This window comes from Methylomicrobium lacus LW14 (assembly GCF_000527095.1).
In the GTDB taxonomy this organism is placed as follows: Bacteria; Pseudomonadota; Gammaproteobacteria; order Methylococcales; family Methylomonadaceae; genus Methylomicrobium; species Methylomicrobium lacus.
The window spans coordinates 312,170-330,523 of the sequence record NZ_AZUN01000001.1; the positions used below are offsets into that span (position 1 = coordinate 312,170).

12 protein-coding genes are annotated in these 18,354 nt (G+C 55.2%); 7 read left to right on the forward strand and 5 right to left on the reverse strand.

Annotated elements, in window-relative coordinates; all coding sequences use genetic code 11:
- Positions 1-448 precede the first annotated feature (448 nt).
- Entirely contained in the window at positions 449-1,447 is a 999-nt protein-coding gene (locus METLA_RS0101435; RefSeq protein ID WP_024296850.1) for a sterol desaturase family protein, read from the forward strand.
- A 76-nt stretch (positions 1,448-1,523) separates the two neighbouring features.
- On the opposite strand, the gene METLA_RS0101440 is transcribed toward METLA_RS0101435, so the two are convergent.
- Positions 1,524-2,891 (reverse strand): class II fumarate hydratase, encoded by a 1,368-nt coding sequence (locus METLA_RS0101440; protein WP_024296851.1) that lies wholly within the window; start codon positions 2,889-2,891, stop codon positions 1,524-1,526.
- Between the two features lie 195 nt (positions 2,892-3,086).
- Here METLA_RS0101440 and METLA_RS20445 point away from each other — a divergent pair, with 195 nt between their 5' ends.
- From METLA_RS20445 to METLA_RS0101455, 3 genes are all read left to right on the forward strand, one after another.
- Positions 3,087-3,350: a hypothetical protein gene (locus METLA_RS20445; protein ID WP_024296852.1), complete on the forward strand. Its 264-nt coding sequence runs from the start codon at positions 3,087-3,089 to the stop codon at positions 3,348-3,350.
- Positions 3,351-3,461: 111 nt separating this feature from the next.
- On the forward strand, positions 3,462-4,490 hold the full coding sequence (locus METLA_RS0101450; RefSeq protein ID WP_024296853.1) for a 3-oxoacyl-[acyl-carrier-protein] synthase III C-terminal domain-containing protein: 1,029 nt from the start codon (positions 3,462-3,464) through the stop codon (positions 4,488-4,490).
- A gap of 143 nt (positions 4,491-4,633) precedes the next feature.
- On the forward strand, positions 4,634-4,825 hold the full coding sequence (locus tag METLA_RS0101455; protein WP_024296854.1) for a cyclase family protein: 192 nt from the start codon (positions 4,634-4,636) through the stop codon (positions 4,823-4,825).
- Between the two features lie 173 nt (positions 4,826-4,998).
- Here METLA_RS0101455 and METLA_RS0101460 read toward each other — a convergent pair whose 3' ends face one another.
- The 4 genes from METLA_RS0101460 to METLA_RS0101475 form a co-directional block, all read right to left on the reverse strand.
- Positions 4,999-5,697 (reverse strand): OmpA family protein, encoded by a 699-nt coding sequence (locus METLA_RS0101460; RefSeq protein WP_024296855.1) that lies wholly within the window; start codon positions 5,695-5,697, stop codon positions 4,999-5,001.
- A 75-nt stretch (positions 5,698-5,772) separates the two neighbouring features.
- Entirely contained in the window at positions 5,773-6,189 is a 417-nt protein-coding gene (locus METLA_RS0101465; RefSeq protein WP_024296856.1) for an exosortase system-associated protein, TIGR04073 family, read from the reverse strand.
- A 596-nt stretch (positions 6,190-6,785) separates the two neighbouring features.
- Positions 6,786-8,693 carry a proton-conducting transporter transmembrane domain-containing protein gene (locus METLA_RS0101470; RefSeq protein ID WP_024296857.1) on the reverse strand — a complete coding sequence of 636 codons (1,908 nt, stop codon included), beginning with the start codon at positions 8,691-8,693 and terminating at the stop codon, positions 6,786-6,788.
- Positions 8,690-11,308 carry a YbcC family protein gene (locus METLA_RS0101475; protein WP_024296858.1) on the reverse strand — a complete coding sequence of 873 codons (2,619 nt, stop codon included), beginning with the start codon at positions 11,306-11,308 and terminating at the stop codon, positions 8,690-8,692. Before METLA_RS0101475 ends, METLA_RS0101470 begins: the two co-directional genes overlap by 4 nt.
- Before the next feature lie 690 nt (positions 11,309-11,998).
- Here METLA_RS0101475 and METLA_RS0101480 point away from each other — a divergent pair.
- The 3 genes from METLA_RS0101480 to METLA_RS0101490 are packed head-to-tail and all read left to right on the forward strand — an operon-like array spanning position 11,999 to position 18,347.
- Positions 11,999-13,462 (forward strand): complex I subunit 4 family protein, encoded by a 1,464-nt coding sequence (locus tag METLA_RS0101480; RefSeq protein WP_024296859.1) that lies wholly within the window; start codon positions 11,999-12,001, stop codon positions 13,460-13,462.
- A 23-nt stretch (positions 13,463-13,485) separates the two neighbouring features.
- On the forward strand, positions 13,486-16,782 hold the full coding sequence (locus tag METLA_RS0101485) for a DUF2309 domain-containing protein (RefSeq protein ID WP_152539345.1): 3,297 nt from the start codon (positions 13,486-13,488) through the stop codon (positions 16,780-16,782).
- 2 nt (positions 16,783-16,784) lie between these two features.
- A complete protein-coding gene (locus tag METLA_RS0101490) occupies positions 16,785-18,347 on the forward strand; it encodes a proton-conducting transporter transmembrane domain-containing protein (protein ID WP_024296861.1) in 1,563 nt (520 codons plus the stop codon).
- Positions 18,348-18,354: the final 7 nt, after the last annotated feature.

Sequence of the window (18,354 nt, forward strand, 5' to 3'; positions counted from 1 at the left end):
TCGATCAAATGACGATGAATGCAATTCCGGAGTCATGTGTGACTCGCATGGAACTGTTGCGATTGAGGCATGTCTACTTCATGTCTGCAACATAAATTGCACCTCAACAACAAACTGTTCGCACCGTAAAGGTGCAAAAATCGCCATCTGGCGCTGATTTCTCTCCCCATTCTAACTTCAACTGCTACGCTTTATTTTTTCAAATTTCAACTAAAACAATTAGTTGCTGTCTTTTTTTAATTAATTGCCTGAAAAATAGATTTGATGCCTATCATGGCATTAAATTTGCCTTATGCTTTGTAAGGGATAGAGAAAGTCCTGCGACAAAGCGATTGAAGTTTTTTCATCATTCCGTCACATTTAATCATTAGGATGATTGTGTAAGGAAAATTTAATAATTGGGATAATTCTGTAATGCCCTTTCCAACAACCTATTGGAGGAAAAGTCATGTTAAACATCATCGAAATTTATTCAATACTGCAAGCGTCCCTGGCGGACTGGCAGGCTTTCGTGGCCGACGATTGGCCGTTCATTTGCGTGGTTTTGGGCTTTACGCTGCTGTCGATCGTTGAATTTCAACGGCCGAAAATGCCGTTGAAACCTAAACAAATCGTCAACACCTATCGAGTGAATCTGGGATTGTTCCTATTAAACAGTCTGCTGATGTCGCTATTTTCGCTAGCCGGCTTAATGTTTGCGCTGGAGCATTTTTCCGGCAAGGGCTTGTTGAACGACATCCGGAGTCCCGCCTGGAAAGCGTTGCTGTCGTTCTTGCTGCTCGATGTTCTGCTGTACGCATGGCATAGGCTTTGCCATCAATTCGATGGATTTTGGATGTTTCACAAGGTCCATCACAGCGATCCTTATTTGAACGTATCGACCGCTTTCAGGATTCATATCGTCGAATTGATCATCACGACCGTGCTGAAATCGGCGTACATTATCCTGCTCGGCATCGACAAGACCGTCGTGTTTGCCTATGAAGCGGTCTATCCGTTGTTCGTGATGTTTCATCACACGAATATTATGTTTGCGGGCGAAAAATGGCTCGGACAGGTGATCGTGACACCGCACTTGCACCGAGTCCACCATTCGATCGAACGCACAGAGCATGACAGCAATTACGGAGCGATCTTTTCGGTCTGGGACCGGCTGTTTTTGTCGCGCAAGGAAGCCGAACCGACCGCTGTCGGCATCAAGGGCGCATCGCCGCAAACCGCATGGGGGTTGGTCAAGTTCGGCTTCATGAATCCCGCCGCGCAACCGGCGCCGGTTCCTGTCCGCACCAGAGCGGTTACGGTCAATATGCATGCGATGATTGCCGAAGCCGCCTACTACAAGGCCGAAAAACGGGCATTTTCGCCGGGCTATGAATTGTACGACTGGCTCGAAGCGAAAAAAGAAATACTCCGACAGGTCCAGCGCGGCCGCTATCTGAATTGCTAAGCGGGAGGCTTAATCGAAAACGGGCGAAGCGTCAGGCGGGATAATACGGATTGAAATCTCGCCGGGGCGCGCTCTTTTAGACCAGATGGGCGGGATCCAGCAGTATTTCGAGTTGTTCGCGCGGTATGTCGGTCATTTCCGCCGCAACATCGATAATCGGGCGATTTTGTTGATAGGCCGTCTTCGCGATCACCGCGGCTTGGGCATAGCCGATGACCGGATTCAGCGCGGTCGCCAGCATCGGATTTTTCTCCAGCGGCTCCGAAATATTGTCCAGCCGCACGTTGAACCCCGCCATCGCCTTGTCGGCCAGCAAACGGCAGGCGCTGCCGAGAATCTCGATGCTTTGCAGCAGATTGTAGGCAATTACCGGCAGCATCACGTTCAACTGAAAATTGCCGGATAAACCGGCCGTGGTAATCGCCGCGTCATTGCCGATCACCTGTACGGCGGTCATGGCGGCCGCTTCCGGAATCACCGGATTCACCTTGCCCGGCATAATGCTGCTGCCCGGTTGCAAGGCCGGCAGTTCGATCTCGCCGAGCCCGGCCAAGGGGCCGCTGTTCATCCAGCGCAAATCGTTCGCAATCTTCAGCAAGCTGATCGCGATCACTTTCAACTGGCCCGATAATTCGACGCTGGCGTCCTGGCAACTCAGACTTTCGAAGAACGAGGTATTCGGTGCAAACGGCAGGCCCGTGTCCTGGCGTAAAATTTCCACGAATCTGGCCGCGAACTCGGGATGCGCATTGACGCCGGTGCCGACCGCGGTGCCGCCTTGCGCGAGACGGTAAATCCTGACCAGGGCGGACTCGATTCTTTCGGAGCCATTCCGGATTTGCAGCGCCCAGGCGTTCATTTCCTGACTCATTCGCAGCGGCATCGCGTCCATCAGGTGCGTGCGCCCGGTCTTGATTATCCGGTCGAGCGTTGCGGCTTTCGTTTCGATGGTTTTTGCCAGATGTTCAAGCGCGGGCAGCAGGTGGCGATGGCAGGCCAGCGCCGCACTCAGATGAATCGCGGTCGGTATGACGTCATTGCTGCTTTGGCCGCGGTTCACATGATCGTTCGGATGAATGTCGATGCCCGCCGCCTGGCTTGCCAGATTGGCGATCACTTCATTCACGTTCATGTTCGTGCTGGTGCCGGAGCCGGTCTGAAACACATCGACCGGGAACTGATCATGATGGCGGCCGTCGACGATCTGCCGGGCTGCCTTGATGATCGCCGCGCTGCGCGCCGCATCCAGTTCGCCCAGTTCTTCATTCACTTCCGCCGCAATTTTTTTGATCAGCGCGAGCGCCTGGATAAAGGCGGGCGGCAAGGTCAAGCCGCTGACCGGAAAGTTCTCGACCGCGCGCTGGGTTTGCGCGCCGTATAGCGCAGAGGAAGGCACCTTGATTTCGCCGAGGCTGTCTTTTTCGATACGGTAGAAGGGGGACATGGGCTGGCCTCGTCTGAAAGGGTTGCACAAATCGAGCGTTTATAAGTCATTAGAATCAACTTTGGGATGAAGGTTTCCGAAGCCCTCGTTCGAATGGACGGTAGTTCCCCGATTGAGCTAACGGGGCTTCTCGTTGTCTATGAAACAAAGGCCTTTACCCGGCCATTGCAAACTGTTGTAAAATCACGGATTTAAATGCGAGAACAAAAAATGTTGACGGCTTTTAACAGGCGGGCGCTGCTCGTCATGTTTTCATCCTGTCTAGTGTGCGCTTGCGCCGAAATCAAACAGACCGGAAGAATCATCGGCCATACGACGCGCGATGTGGCCAAAGGCATCGGGCATGGCACCCGCGATGTGGCGAGGGAAATCGGCCACGGCACCCGGAACGCGGTTCATGGCATAGGCCAGGGTATCCATGATGCCGTCAATCCTTCGGATGAAGATGAGTCCAATTAAGCAGGGACGTCAGGTGTCTCTGTCGTCACTTTCAAACGATTGCCGGAAAATCTTTCAATCCCCTGATTTTCCAATGCAATGTAACCCAGGCTTTACCAATCAGATGGATTTATGACTCTTTATTCTCAAGACAATGCGCAATGGGTAGGCATCAAGTCGATTGGCTGCTACCTTCCTGATCAGATGATGACCAGTCATGACATGGCGCAGCTCAGCGATATTCCGCCTTCGGTCTTTGCCGACAAGATAGGCATTGTGCAAAAGCCTATTGCCGGTGCCGATGAGCATCCTAGCCAGATGGGAGTCAAGGCTGCCGTCGATGCGCTTGGGAAAGCCGGGATTGCGGCGTCCGAGATTGATTTGATCGTTTACTGTGGCGCCGGCGATTACGATTACCGCTTTTGGTCTCCCGCCGCGAAGATCCAGAGCGAAATCGGCGCCGGCGACGCTTTTGCTTTCGAAGTCAGAAATTTCTGCAATAGCGGTAATCTGGGGATTCATATTTGCAGAAATATGTTGCTTGCCGATGCCAGTTATCGTTATGCGCTGGTTGTTTGCAGCGACAAATTATCCCACTTGCTCAATTATTCCGATCCCGCCTGCTTGTCGACCTTCATCATGGCGGATGGGGCGGCGGCCGTGGTGCTCGAAAAAGGCGGGAAAACGAACCGGATCCTCGCCTATCACGGCATGACCGACGGCTCACTGGCCGATTTTCTGAAGATACCCGCCGGGGGAACCCGCGTTCCATATGACGCCGAGCGTTGCAGTCATTTGTTGAACGTCGAAAATCCGGAAGAACTTGAGCGTATCTTTTCGGAACTCTACCTGAAGAATTATCAGTTGGTGGTCAAGGCTTCGCTCGAAAAGAGTGGCTATGGGCTGGACGATGTGCATCTTTTGTTAACCAATCAGGTCAAGAAAACCCTTGCCAAGCAAATCTTGATGGCGCTGGGGTTGAGGGAAGATCAAACCCTGAGCACCTTGTCCGAATTCGGTCATCTCGGTCCGGCGGATACTTTGTTGGGTTTGGCGAAAAGTCTGGAATTGGGCAAGGTAGCGCCCGGCAATATCGTGGTTTTGGCCAGTAGCGCCGCGGGGTTTTCCTGGGCTGCGTTGACGCTGCATTGGCTTGAATAATTGCCGTTGCTACGAAGCGTTTTCTTAAAGGATACGCCAGGATTTGTCGTACATTTGATTGTATGTCACCACCTTGCCGTTAAGAAGGCTCGGTGTACCGTGTCAATATCCGCAATGAGAGGGGCAGCCCTCGTTTACTGTGAATGTCAAAAATAAAAAAGGCTTATATCTTGAAACAGAACCATTACCAGATCGAGTTACTGGCGAATCTCGATCAGATGCCAGATTCTGGTGCGGTCGGAGGCGTCCACTGGCCGAGTATGAATAAAGGCACCGGATTCCCGGCTCGAGTTTTGGCGATCATCCCGAAACGCACCGAGAAAACCGATTCATGAAGGCATAGCTATAAAGCTTGCGGAAGCTGAGTCTAACGAAACAAGAAATCTCGTTCGACGTCAATGCAGGTGCGAACGGATTCACACCTGCATAAAGAAGCGGATCTCTCCGTTTCGCGCTTGGCTTTGGGAAAATGCTCAGGACAAGGCCAACAGGGACCAGCCGCCAAAAATTATTTCAAGCCGGCGCAATCTTGATACGTGGGATGATCGGTACTGATGATGACCACTCGATGCTGCTGATCAGGCGTGTTGTCGGGGCCTTCCGCCTCGCCCACCGATTTGACGCGAAGTTGTTCCGCCTTGGCGCCCTGCTCGACGAGCAGTTTGGCGACTGTTGCGGCTCTTCTTTCCGCTAAAGCCTGATTGCTGGCCTCACTGCCAACGGTATCGGTAAAAGCGGTGACATCGGCGAACGCATCGGGATGCGATTGCAGATAGTGTGCCATCGTCGAGATTGCTCGATGATCGGTGTTGTAAGGGACGTCGCTACCGGTTCTAAAATAGGCGGCGTCATGCTTCGCGACTTCACCCATATGATGATTAGGGCTATGCACGGCCGTCAACCACTGACACAACGCTTTTTCCGATTCAAACCGATGCTGGGAGGCAGCCCGGGCCGCATCGACCGCGCGTTGTCCTTCTTCGATATTCCAGTAATGGTTGTTTTTCCAGTGGTTTAATACGTTGATGGCCTCTTCGCGTTTTTCCTCAGCCAACTCCTCGTGATAAATGGACTGACCGTAGTGGCCGCCAACAATGGCATCAACTTCCGAAGTCAGTAGCGGAATATCTTTATGGGGCGGCTGCGTACACCCGGCGAGAGCCGCGGCGAACACCGCACAGGGCAGGTAAATAAATTGTCTGTTCATGATTTTATCCTCGTATTCCAAATCAACCGCCGTTGCATAGGGAAGCATGCAACGATTATCTAACGGGTCGTTGACCTAGTCATCATCGCCATCATCGAGTGGACCATAAGTCGTCCAGAAGCCGGGATAATGCACGCCAAAATAACGAGTATCCTCGCTAAAACGGTCCCAGACATAGGGCGGTGAAATATAATCGTCGGTTGGGATCGGAGAGGTGATCAATTCGGCCACGCCAACAACGGTACGGCTGACAGCATGCGCGGTACCCCGGAGGAGTCCCCAGGTAAAACCGACGAATATGTTTTGATCATGACTGATATTGACAACGTTTTTGGGGATCTCAATCCATCCCGTGGTCGTATTGAAAAAACCCTGATTTACCTTGGATGTAAAACCAGACAGATAAGTATGCTGTTCCTCTGCATGAGACGGCCCCGCCGACAACAGAGCGCCGGCAAGAACACAGAGGCTAAAGAGGTGTTTGTTGTTCATTGTTGATTCCTCCTAAAAGTTTAAACAATGGGACAATTTATAGCCTAACAAGTTCAGCTAGAAATTTAACCCAATGAATCAAGCAAAAGAGATCGGAAAGTTATAAATCCCTTTAGGTCGACATGACGATTACTAGATATTAATAATGTCAAATGGTTCAGTTGGTGTAGGGGATTAATTAATTTCGGAGTGAATCTTAACAAAAGTTTATTATATTTGAACCTAGTAAAACTACTTATTGATTTTCAATCGTTTTTGTGGGGTTTTGCTTGCCAAGCGGTAAAAACTAGGTTGAGGCATCAGTTATTAGGCCCGCTTTTCGGGGTGACGTGAAAAATTGATGCCGAGTGAACTTTTTCGCGCAATTAATTTACTGATATTGTGTTATTGAAATGTCTCTATGCTTTCCCGCCTGCTTCATTAACCGTTAACCGGCTGGATACCAGTCATGTATTGCCACCTCCGTGAGCAGGATTCCCCCAGCTTGATTTTGCGCCCATCTTCCGTTGCCCTTGTCGATAGCTCCGACTGTGTCTGACGAGCCAGATGGCGGACGCCTGAGCGGAACGCCCAAGGCTTATCCGCTGCTATTTCGGTTATCTGTTTAACTCCACCGGCCGCCCCATGCACAATCTGAGGAATATCCGCGCGGCGGCGATGCCGTTCATCACAAACGAAAAGGCGATCAACGCGGCAAACCAGGGGTGCTGGCTGCTGGCATGATAGAGCAGCAGGTCTTCGCCGACGAAGGCCGGGGTGATCGGGAAACCGACGAGTCCCAAAAAGCTGATGAACAATAATAGCGATAAACCGGGTCGGGTTTCCGCCATGCCGCGGTAGGCGAAAGGCGTCTCCGCAAAATTTTCTCCTTTCAGTAGCCGGTTTAAGACCGCAATGCCGAGCAGCCAGGCCGGGATGATGCCGGTTAGGAACAGCACCGCATCGTCCCAGGCCGAGTTGACCATGAACCAGACCGCGGTGCAGGCGAAAAAGTAGCTGAGCGCGATGTCGTTCCAGGTTCTGAACGGGCTGTGTTTTTGGCTGAAGCCGCTCAACGTGGCTAATACCATCGAGAGCGCGGCCGGTATCGCCAGATATTTGTGCTGCATCAGATCCACTTCGGCCACGAACAGGAATAGGCCGAAAATGATCAGCGCGGTTGCGCCTTTGATCCAGGGGCTGATCGCATTCATCGCGGTGCCGATTTTTTTCAGAGGTTCCCAGAGCACAAAGCGGACCAGCAATTCGAGATTGCCTTCCTGTAACGCAAACACATACAAGGTATTGCGCAGCACGTCCGGCAGGGTATCGCGGATCGAGGCCGGCAGCTTGTCGCGCATCGTGCTGCTTTTGATGTAGAACTCGGCGTCGGCGGAGCCTTCCAGGCGCAGTAAATGCGCGACGATCGACGGTGATACCAAGAGCTGATAACAGCGTAAAAAGGCGTTGCCGAGAAAATGCACCAGCACCAGGGCTTCCAGCCCCAAAGCCAATTCCATGAACATGAAGCCGACCTGGGTGATCGAGCCATAGGCGATCTGGCCCTTGATGTTCGATTGGGTTTTTTCGGACAGGCTGGCGATGCAAACGGTCAGCAAGCCGATCATGAAGACGATCGCGCGCGTCAGGATGTGGTAACTCCAGATCGGCATCGTGCGGAGCAGCAGGAATACGCCGAGATGCACCGACAAGGCGCCGTAAAATATCGCACTCGAAGGCGTCGGTCCTTCCATCGCGCGCGGCAGCCAGAAACAGAACGGAAATTGCGCCGATTTGCCGGATGCGGCCATCACGATCAGCAGCGACAACACCAGCAGGGCAGGGTAGCCGGCAGGCGGCATCGCACCGGTTTTGAACAACTCGGCGAGCTGACTGAAATGATCGCTTTCATGGAACAAGAGGTGCGTCATCCAGGCGCCGAGCAGCAGACCGATGTCGCAAAAGCGGTAGATCGTGTACGCGCGCAAGGCGTTACGCACCGGCTGCGGGCGGTGGCGGTAAAACGCGATCAGCAGAAAGGATGAAACGCCGACGATCTCCCAGCCCGCGAATAACATATCGATCGAGCCGGACAGAATGACCATGTTCAGCCCGAACACGAACGCGAAAATGGTCAGAAAGAAGCGTTTATAACCGGCTTCGCGGTGCAGATAATAGCGGCAGTAGCGGATGATGATCGAAAAAATGATCCAGACGCAGAACAGATAAACCGCGCCGACCTTGTCGAGATAGAAGAGGACCGGGAAGCGGTAATCGCCTTTCTCGTAAAGGATGAAAGCCTCGTACTCGTAGCGGGGAAAGCCCGCCAGCGCCCAAACAATGAGCAGGGCGACGATACTGATGCCCAGAGCGACCGCGAACCCATAACTGATCGCGGAAATCTTTTTCTCGTCGGCGCTCCAATAGTCGAATTCGGCAAACTTTTTCAGATCCTTCGGCGTCAGGAAGATTACGATGAAACCCAGTAATGGCATGAACTGGCAAGCCAGCAGTAAGGCATTCATGATGAACTCCGTGTCTTCATTAAGCGGTGGACCGGAACGGTCTTGACCTGGCCGGCAAAAATTTCTTCCGAACCGGCCGCTTCGGGCGTCGGCATGATGTCGGACAAATCAACGCTCTGCCATCCCTTGCCGGAATAAAAATAAATGGCGTGACTGGCCGGTTCATAGCAGGCGAGTCTGACCCAGTCATGGTCGAGCCATTCCCGGAGGGCGCCGATTTTAACCAGGGTCTTGTCGATGATGTCCCGGGATTGCTCGATCACGATCAATAAACGGGCCGGCTCGTGCACTTCGATCATTTGATTCGGCAGGCCGGTACGCAGATCGCCTTCGACGCCGTTCGCGACCCCGAGCAGGCCGATCACGTTGTGCGGCAGCTTGGTGCCGGCGCCGTACACCGAATTGTCGATACGCGAGAACAGATACTCCAGATTGATGCCGCCGCAGACCGGGATCACCGCGTTCAAGATTCTGGCCAGAACGGCGCCTTGGGTGTCGGTTGCCGGATCGTACGAATGCAGAAAAGCGCGCCGGTCCATATACAGGTCACGCGTCAGCGCGCGTTTTCCGACAATGCAGTACAGATTGTTCGAGTGATTGTATTCGGGTCTTGGCTCGTAAATCGATACCGAGCGACCTTTGACGTGCGCGTACGCGGCCTGTTTATCCTGATCCTGCGGGCCCAGTTCGAACCAGCGGCAGCGTTCGAGCGCATTCCGTTCGAGCGCGCGCTGCATCGTTTCCCGGAAGGTTTCGAGGCCGGTGACCGGTTGCTCGGCGAGCAGGTGCTCATCGAAATAGGTGATTTCATCGCGGCTGGTATTGTGCATCGCCGCGATAAAACGGGTCGATGCGGGGATGTCGATGCCGCGTTCGCGGAGCAGCGCGCGCACCGCGTCATGATTCGCCATCCAGGCAAAGGCACGCGCATTTGGCGCTCCGGGCTTGCCGGAACAGGCGCCGCAGTCGTAAGCGGCGAAATGCGGATTGTTCGCGCTGCTGGAGCCGTGCGCAACCACCACGACCAGCGGCGCAAAATGGCTGATTAAGCCGATATTGCGCAGCAGGCCTTCGATGCGGTCGGCCATTTCGGTAAACGAAAATCCGAGCATGCGGCCGTCTGCGGTCGGTATCTCGCTCTCGCGCAAGAGATGCAGATGCGTGTGCGCCTTGACTTCGCTCAGCTTCTGGATGTTCGGCAATTGTCCGCGGGGCCGGAACACCTCCCAGGCCAGCTCGAGCGCATAGCCGATGCCGAGGGTTTGCGTATACAGCCAGCCTCGGAACAGGGAATGCGATTTGACGTGCAGATTTTTCAGCTCGTCGCCGCTCTTCTTTTTGTCCGCTTCGTGGCTCAGGCTGGATTCGCGGATGAGATGTTTCGGCTGGATGATCGCCGGGCATTGCGCAACAGGAAAGGCGTCGTCCAGCCCTTGATACAGAAAATCGATGCCGAAAAAGCCGGCGGCGCCGTAGGTTTCGATCGCCGGATTCAGCTCTTCCAGGTGACGGCGCAAGGAGCATTCGCGGTCGTCGATGCAAAACAGCGCCTGGGCGAAGGGTGAAGCACTTTGCGCGCTGCTGTCTGCATGGCTTTGCGTCGCCTGCGTGCCGATCGCCTTCAGCAGTTCGGCGTGCAGCGTCCATTCCATCGCTTCATGCCAGACCTTCAGACGCAGCGGCACTTTCGGTTTGAAAGCCTGGTCATGGAGCAGCGGGATCGCATGGGATTGAGGCGTGGCGGCGATATTCCTAAATTGGCGGCCTTTTTTCAAATGCAGAAAAGCCAGCTCGCAGGCGAGTTCGACCGCGATCAATTCTTTCAAGGAGATACCGCGGCGCGCCAGCAGCGATTGCGGGTTAAGCTCGACGAGGCGCACCATGCCGGCCCAGCCCGGATGCGCCAGCAGCATTTCGAGCAGATATTGTTCGTAAAGCTGTTCGTCGCCGACGATCTTTTCGAGACAAGTCAGGATCACCTGATCGGGTTTTTCGAGCAGCAGCGCGCGCACGGCGGGTTCATGGAAGGGGTAGAGAGGCAGCAGGCTGTTGTGCACGAGCCGCCAGACACAATCCCAAAAGCGTTCGTCGCTGCGCGGCAGAGTCCAGCGGCTGATGCCCTGATCCAAAAAGTTGGCGAGCAGACGGAACAGTACCGGATGCACCAAGGCATTCAGATTGACTTCCAGTCCGGTCAGCCAGGTATTGCGAATGCCTTGATTGGCCAGCGATACCGGAGGGTAGTGGCTGCGGTCGTCTTCGATGAACAAGGACGCGCGGAATTTAGCGACATCCTCGATATCGGCTGCCGACTGCCCGATAGCCCAGGAAATCGCGGCATCGGTGATTCTGCCCAAGCGGTAGCGTTTTTGATAAGCGGCCAGCGGCAAATAACTGCGCGCACCGAAAATTCTGGCAGCGACAGCGACGCCTTCATGAAAAGGATGGTGCTCTACGGCGTGCAGGGTATTATGGTGGATAAAGTCTTTGATCGGTCCCTGGGTCGGCAGCCAGTGCGAAATATGCTCGATGGACGCTTCCAGATTGAATCCGGGCGTCGTCCTGTGGTCTCCAGGGGGGGGCGTTATGGGTTTATGTGGTGCTGTAATGGTCATCTTGAGACATTCAACCTCGAGAATAAAAATGAGGCGATCGATAAATCGTCTTATGGGTAGCTGATTACACGGCTCATGGCTTTATGTCAGGGTAAGGGGCGGATAGATTCCGCGCGCCTTTTAGCGATCGTATGCCTGATCAAAACTATTTAGACAAGGCAAACTGCCATGTTGCGGACACGTTCTCAGTATGAATTTTATAATGCATATTTCGTGCCGGAATTTAACGTGTTGTTTTGTATATAAAATGAAAATAGGATGGCGCGGAAAATGGGTTGAAAAAACCATTTGATGGTGGATTTAAACTGAAATGGGTGCAGTTTATCGGTTAAAATTGCCGAAGTTATTGTCCAAGAGGGACGGGCTCTCGTCCTGGACCCGTTTTACGGATTGCCTGAGCGTCATAATATGGAGTCGAGTGTCCGTGGAATGCCCGCATTTGCACGGCTTGATGCTTTGCGAGCAGACTCAGACGACTTGCCTTGGCACTAGGGAAAGGTATAATGGCGGCCCGCCGTGGTTATTGTATCGAGTCGATACCTATACGTGGCGTGACTTCGCTTCCTTGTGTGGGCAAGGCGGAAGGATTTTTGTAAAAACTGGAACGGAAAACGCTTGCCGGTCGCGCTCGTTTTTTGTATTGCTAATCTAGACTGATCTGCTTTATGCAGTCTAAAGGATCATATCGACATGGGGATACTCAGCATATTGCTTTGGACGCCGGCGCTGGGAGCCTTGCTGCTCGCGGTCATGCCGGGGCACAACGCGTTCTCCATTCGTTTGGTCGCGCAGACCTTTTCACTGCTGACCTTGGTTTTTGTCTGCCGGCTGTTGGCGCTTTTCGATTCGGCTCAGGCGCAATTGCAATTCACCGAGTTTTTTGTGTTGAATCCGGATGTCGGCAGCGCCTATTCGCTGGGCGTAGACGGTCTGTCGATGCCGATGGTGTTCATGGCCGCGCTGTTGACATTTTGCGCCCTGCTAGCCTCCCATGTGATTACCAGCGGCGTCAAGGGCTTTTATTTTTGCCTCCTGCTGCTCGAATTCGGCATGCTGGGGGTGTTTCTCGCCCAGGACTGGGCGTTATTCTATGTTTTCTGGGAAGTGACGCTGATCCCGCTGTTTTTTCTGATCGGGCGCTGGGGCGGCAGCCGGCGTCATGCGGCCAGCCTGAATTTCGTGCTATATACGATGGGCGGGTCGATTTTCATGCTGATCAGCCTGCTGGCGATCAGCCAGTACGATCTCGACTACGGCGGCTCGCTGATGGCTTCGCTGAGTCAATCCACCTACTCGATGTCCAGAACCGAACAGATTCTGGTGTTGCTCGGTCTGATCATCGGTTTCGGCGTAAAAATGCCGATTTTCCCGCTGCACGGCTGGCTGCCTTTGGCGCATGTCGAAGCGCCCAGTCCGGTCAGCATCTTGTTGTCCGGCATCTTATTGAAAATGGGGGCTTACGGCTTGCTGCGCGCGATCGCGATGCTGCCGCAGGCGGCGCAATTTTTTCAGCACACGTTGATGATTCTGGCGTTGATCGGGATCATCTACGGCGGCCTGCTGGCCTGGCGGCAGACCGACTTGAAAGCGATGGTGGCCTATTCGTCTATCAGTCATATGGGCATCGTTTTGCTGGGCATCGCCTCGCTGAATAAGACCGGCATGACCGGCGCGGTATTGCAAATGACCGCGCACGGCTTTATCGCCGCGGCGATGTTTCTCTTGGTCGGTTTGCTTTATGAAAGAACGCATACCCGCAATATTCAGGATTACAGTTCGTTGGTGCAAGTGACGCCGCGTTTTGCGGTGTTCACGACATTGGCCCTGTTTGCCGCGATGGGCTTGCCGGGCACGGTCGGTTTTGTTGCCGAATTGCACGCGCTGATCGGCGGTTTTGAACAATGGGGCGGCTGGATGGCTCTATTCGGTGTCGGCATTTTATTGAGCGCTTCCTATGCGATACGGACCGTCGGCCTGCTGTTTACGGGGCCAGTCAAAGCCAAGATGCAGCATATCGGCGACCTGACCGCGCCCGAGATGTTCACGGCCGGGATACTGGTCGGCGGCATCCTGATTCTGGGCATCATGCCGCAGCCGTTGATCGATTTGTCCGAAGCGACCATCACCCACCTTTATTCACTGGTGTCGCCGTAGGTATAGGCATGCAGGAACACGCGATGACATCAGCAATCCACGAAGACCTCGATACTGCCGCATTGCGCGCCGAGATCGACCATCTATTGCATGAACTGGACCATGTGTTGCCGGGGCAGGCGCCGATTCTCGATTTCGTGCATCACAATACCCTGCACGGTTATCAGCACCTGCCTTTCGAAGAGGCCCTGGCGGCGGTGGAACGGATGACCGGTATTCAGGGCTATCTGCCCGATAGCAAGTTCCGCGGCTATTACCGGCAAGGCCGAATCAGCGCTGCCGATTTATCCGCCGCCCTCAGCCAGCATCAGGATTTAAACGCCGACGCCATCGTTTGTATTGTCCAAGGCAAAAACATTCTGCGCCAGGACATTTACCGGATCGCCTTGCTGTTCGATCTGGAACCGATCACCGAAAGCCAGTTGAACTGGAATATCGACGAATTGGAGGCCTTGGACAAGGTGCAACAGGATGTGCCGAAGGCGGTCAGGGCCTGTTTGCTCGGCGAGGGGGCGTCATCCCTTGACGAAAAGCAGCGGGTCCGGCAGCTTTGGCACAGCGTGCTGGCCAAACTGAATCTTCAAGAAACCGTTCCGCACCCCGAAAACCTGCTCGATTTGTCTCTGGAGCAGGCCGAGGAATGGCTGGCTTTGGCGATGCAGGATCAGCCGGACGGCGCCAACCAAACCTTGCATGAATGGATGCGTACGGAAGCCGGCGCCACATTGAGCCGTTTATTGGCGGAAGTCGGCGACGGCCTGACCTTGGGCGGCTTCATTCGGGCGATCACCGGCATCGACATTCTCGACGTGATCAAACCCCAGTTGATTCGGATCTGCGCCTCGGCGCTGGACGAAGGCATGGCGCCCTGGCAGTTGCCGGAACGTGAGTCCTTGGGCCTGTATGCCGGCTGGCGCAAGATGTTTCAGTGCGATGTGAATCCGGTTTTTCTGGAGTTGCCGGATTGGTCCAGGCTGGTGGATGGGCTTCCGGAGGACGCTTTCGATGCGGTCATCCAGCAGTTGACCTACCTGAATCTTCCCCGTGCCCAATGGGCCGACTATTTGCGGCGGCTGGCGCTGGAGCTGCCGGGCTGGTCGGGCATGATCAACTGGCGGCAGCAGCATCCAAACTACAACACCGCCAATGCGGCGGACATCAATCTTGCCGATTATCTGGCGATCCGGCTGATCTATGACCGGCTCTGGCTCGGCCAGATTTGCCGGGATGTCTGGAAAATCGAAGCCAGACTCACCACGATCGAAAGCTATTTCCGGAAAAACCTTTCCGAATTGATGGTGCGCAGCGAATTGTACAAGGGCGAATTGCCGGAGTATCTCGCGCACAAAGCCAAGGCCCTGATTATCCGCGCGCGTTCCGAGCGGCATTTTAGAGAGGAATGGAAGGAGCTTTCCGATCAGATCCGCACCTGGCAATTGAGTCCTCTGGCCCGGCAGGAATCCCGGCATTATCACTGGCGCAGCGGCTGGCGGCTGTTTCGCCTGTGCCAGCATTTGGGGATGGGCGGCGATGCGGTCGAAACCTTGTCCGGGGATGATGTCGAGGCCTTACTCAAGCTGCTGAAAGCGTTTTCGTTACCGGAGCGCGGCAAGGTCTGGCTGACGGCTTACGAGCACAATTACCGCGAAAAGCTGTTTCAGGCCTTGTGCGCGAATCGGGGACGGGGGCGTTGGGTTAGCCGTAAGCTGCGCCCGGAGGCGCAATTGATTTTTTGCATGGACGAGCGCGAGGAAAGTTTCCGGCGCCATCTCGAAGAAGTCAGCCCGGCAGTCGAAACGCTCGGCGCGGCCGGATTTTTCGGCATGCCGATGTATTACAAGGGCTTGGATGACAGCAAAACTTCGCCGCTGTGTCCGGTCGTCGTGACGCCGGTCAATGAAGTCCGGGAAGTTGCGCGTTCGGGAAGCGAGGAGGCTCTACGGCGGCATAACGAGGGCCGCAAGCTGAATCTCGGGCTCGGCAATCTGCTGCATCACGGGTTACGCCGCCGCATCTGGTCCGCGCATCTCTTGATCGATCTGTTCGCCCCGGCGGCTTTGTTGGGGCTCTTGGCCAAGGCCTTGCTGCCGAAGCCGCAAAGCCGCCTGCTGAGCCGCCTGGCCGGAGCCGTGGCGCCGGAAGTGCCGACGCGGTTGCAGTTTATCGCGGCCGAGCCGAAAACCGCCGTGCCGGAGCTGCCGAAATCGGGATTTAGCGATAACGAGCAGGCCGATAGGGTCGCAGGATTTCTGAAAAGCACCGGCTTGACCTATGGCTTCGCGCCGTTGGTCGTGCTGGTCGGGCACGGTTCGAGCAGCCAGAACAATCCGCATCGGGCGGCCTATGACTGCGGCGCCTGCAGCGGGCGGCACGGCGGTCCGAACGCGCGCGTGTTCGCGGCGATGGCGAACCGGCCGGAAATCCGCAAGCTCTTGGGAGAACGCGGCATCGACGTGCCGGCGGACACCTGGTTCATCGGCGCCGAACATAATACCTGCAACGAAGAGATTATCTGGTTCGATCAAAGCGACGTGCCGGCCGCGCTGCAACCGGCGTTGCAGAAACTCCACGCCACCTTGTCAGAGGTGCGGCGAAGGTCCGCGCATGAACGCTGCCGGCGGCTGGCTTCTGCGCCGCGCAATCCGACGCTGGATGAAGCGCTCGCGCATATCGAGGAGCGCGCCGACGATTTTTCGCAAGCGCGGCCGGAATTGGGGCATGCGACGAACGCTTGCGCCGTGATCGGCCGCCGGTCGATCAGTCAGGGCGCTTTTTTCGATCGCCGGATGTTTTTGATTTCCTACGATCCGACGCAAGACCCCGAAGGGCTGATCGTCGAAAATATATTGCTGGCGGTAGGGCCTGTCGGGGCCGGGATTAATTTGGAATATTATTTTTCGACGGTCGATAATGACCGCTTCGGCTGCGGCACCAAAACGCCGCATAATGTGATCGGACTGTTCGGGGTGATGGAAGGCGCGAGCAGCGACCTGCGCACCGGCTTGCCGAGTCAGATGATCGAGATTCATGAGCCGATGCGCCTGCAGGTGATCGTCGAGGCCAAAACCGCCGTGCTCGAACACATTTACCAGCGCCAGGCTTCGCTTCGCGAATTGATCGCGAACGGCTGGATTCATTTACATGCGCTCGATCCCGAGACAGGCGACATCTCTGTGTTCGAACGCGGCAAGGGCTTTGTACGCTGGCAGGGAGAAGAGATGCCGATTGTGACGGTCGAGAATTCGCAGGCCGCCTACCGCGATCAAACCGGGCCGGTCGACCCGGTTCTGGTCAGACAAGCGGCAGCGGCGGGAGCCTAAGCATGGATTCACTGGTTTTCCTGATTCCTTTACTGCCATTTTGCGCCGCGCTGATACTGGGGCTCGGCGTCCTGTTCGACTGGCTGAGCGGCGAAGAAAAAGAAGGTCTGACCGCCGGCATCGCCTTGTGGACGGTCACGATGTCCAGCCTGTTGTCATTGACGCTCTACGGCGCCGATGTGCTCGGCATGAACCGGGGCACGTTCAATCTTGGAACCTGGCTGCAAAGCGATAGCTTCGAAGTTTCGATCAACTTTCTGACTCAGGGATTCGGGCTGCGCTTATCCGCCTTGTTCGGGGTCATTTTGGCCGTCGTGCTCCGCTTCTCGGTCAATTACATGCACCGGGAAGTCGGTTTTCACCGCTTCTTTTTCGTGTTGACGTTATTTTCGGCCGCGATGCAGTGGCTGGTGTTGTCCGGCAACGCGGTCGGGACTTTCATGGGCTGGGAAATCGCCGGGTTGTGCTCCTATTTGCTGATCGCCTATGCTTACGACCGTCCGGTTGCCGCCGCGAATGCGACGCGTGTCTTTGTCACCAACCGCCTCGGCGACGCCGCTTTCGTGATCGCGATCGGGCTCAGCTATGCCTTTGCGGAAAGCGTCGATTGGACCCAGTTGAATGCGCTGGCCGCGCAATTGTCAACCGGCGAAGCGACCGGCATCGCGTTTTGTTTTGCGCTGGCGGCGTTTGTCAAATCCGCGCAGTTGCCGTTTACGCCCTGGCTATTGCGCGCGCTGGAAGGCCCGACGCCGTCGAGCGCGGTTTTTTACGGCTCGGTGATGGTGCATGCGGGCGTTTTTCTGGTCTGCCTGCTGGAGCCGCTCTTTGAAATGTCGCCGTTTGCGATGGGGACGCTGGCCGTGGTCGGTTTGGCGACCGCGATTTACAGTTATCTGCTCGGACTGACTCAAACCGATGTCAAGACCTCGCTGATTGCGGCGACCTCTGTGCAATTGGGATTGATGTTTTTCGAATGCGGACTGGGATTCTGGCAATTGGCGGGCTGGCATTTATGCGCGCATGTGGTCGTTCGCGCCTATCAATTACTGGCGGCGCCGTCGCTGATGCACAATGTACTGGGTAATCCGATCAAACCGATCGAGCCGGCGCTGGCCAAAAATTATTGGGCTTATACCGCCTCCTTGCAACGGTTCTGGCTGGATTCCCTGGCCGATAGTTTGCTGGTCAGGCCGATAGGGCGCTTGTCTCATGACCTCAGATATTTCGACGACTCGATCATCGACCGGATCTTGGGTTCCCCAGAACCCGCGATACGCGCGATCTCGTCGCTGGCGCAATATCAGGAGCAAAAAATCGGCGCGCGCCTGAACGAGGACTCCGACCAGTTTGCGCAAGGCAGCGGCCTGGCCGGCAAGCTGGCCGAATGGACGGCGGCCCTGATCCACGGACTTGAGAGCCGCTTCATGTTGCGCGGCTATGGCAAGAATGCTACGGATTTGGGCCGGCGGATCGGGCGGTTCGGCAATCGCTTCGAAGCGTTTATTTTAAGGCCGCGCTATCTGGTGCTGTTCGTGTTCATAACCCTGCTGGTCGCATTTTGAGGCGCTG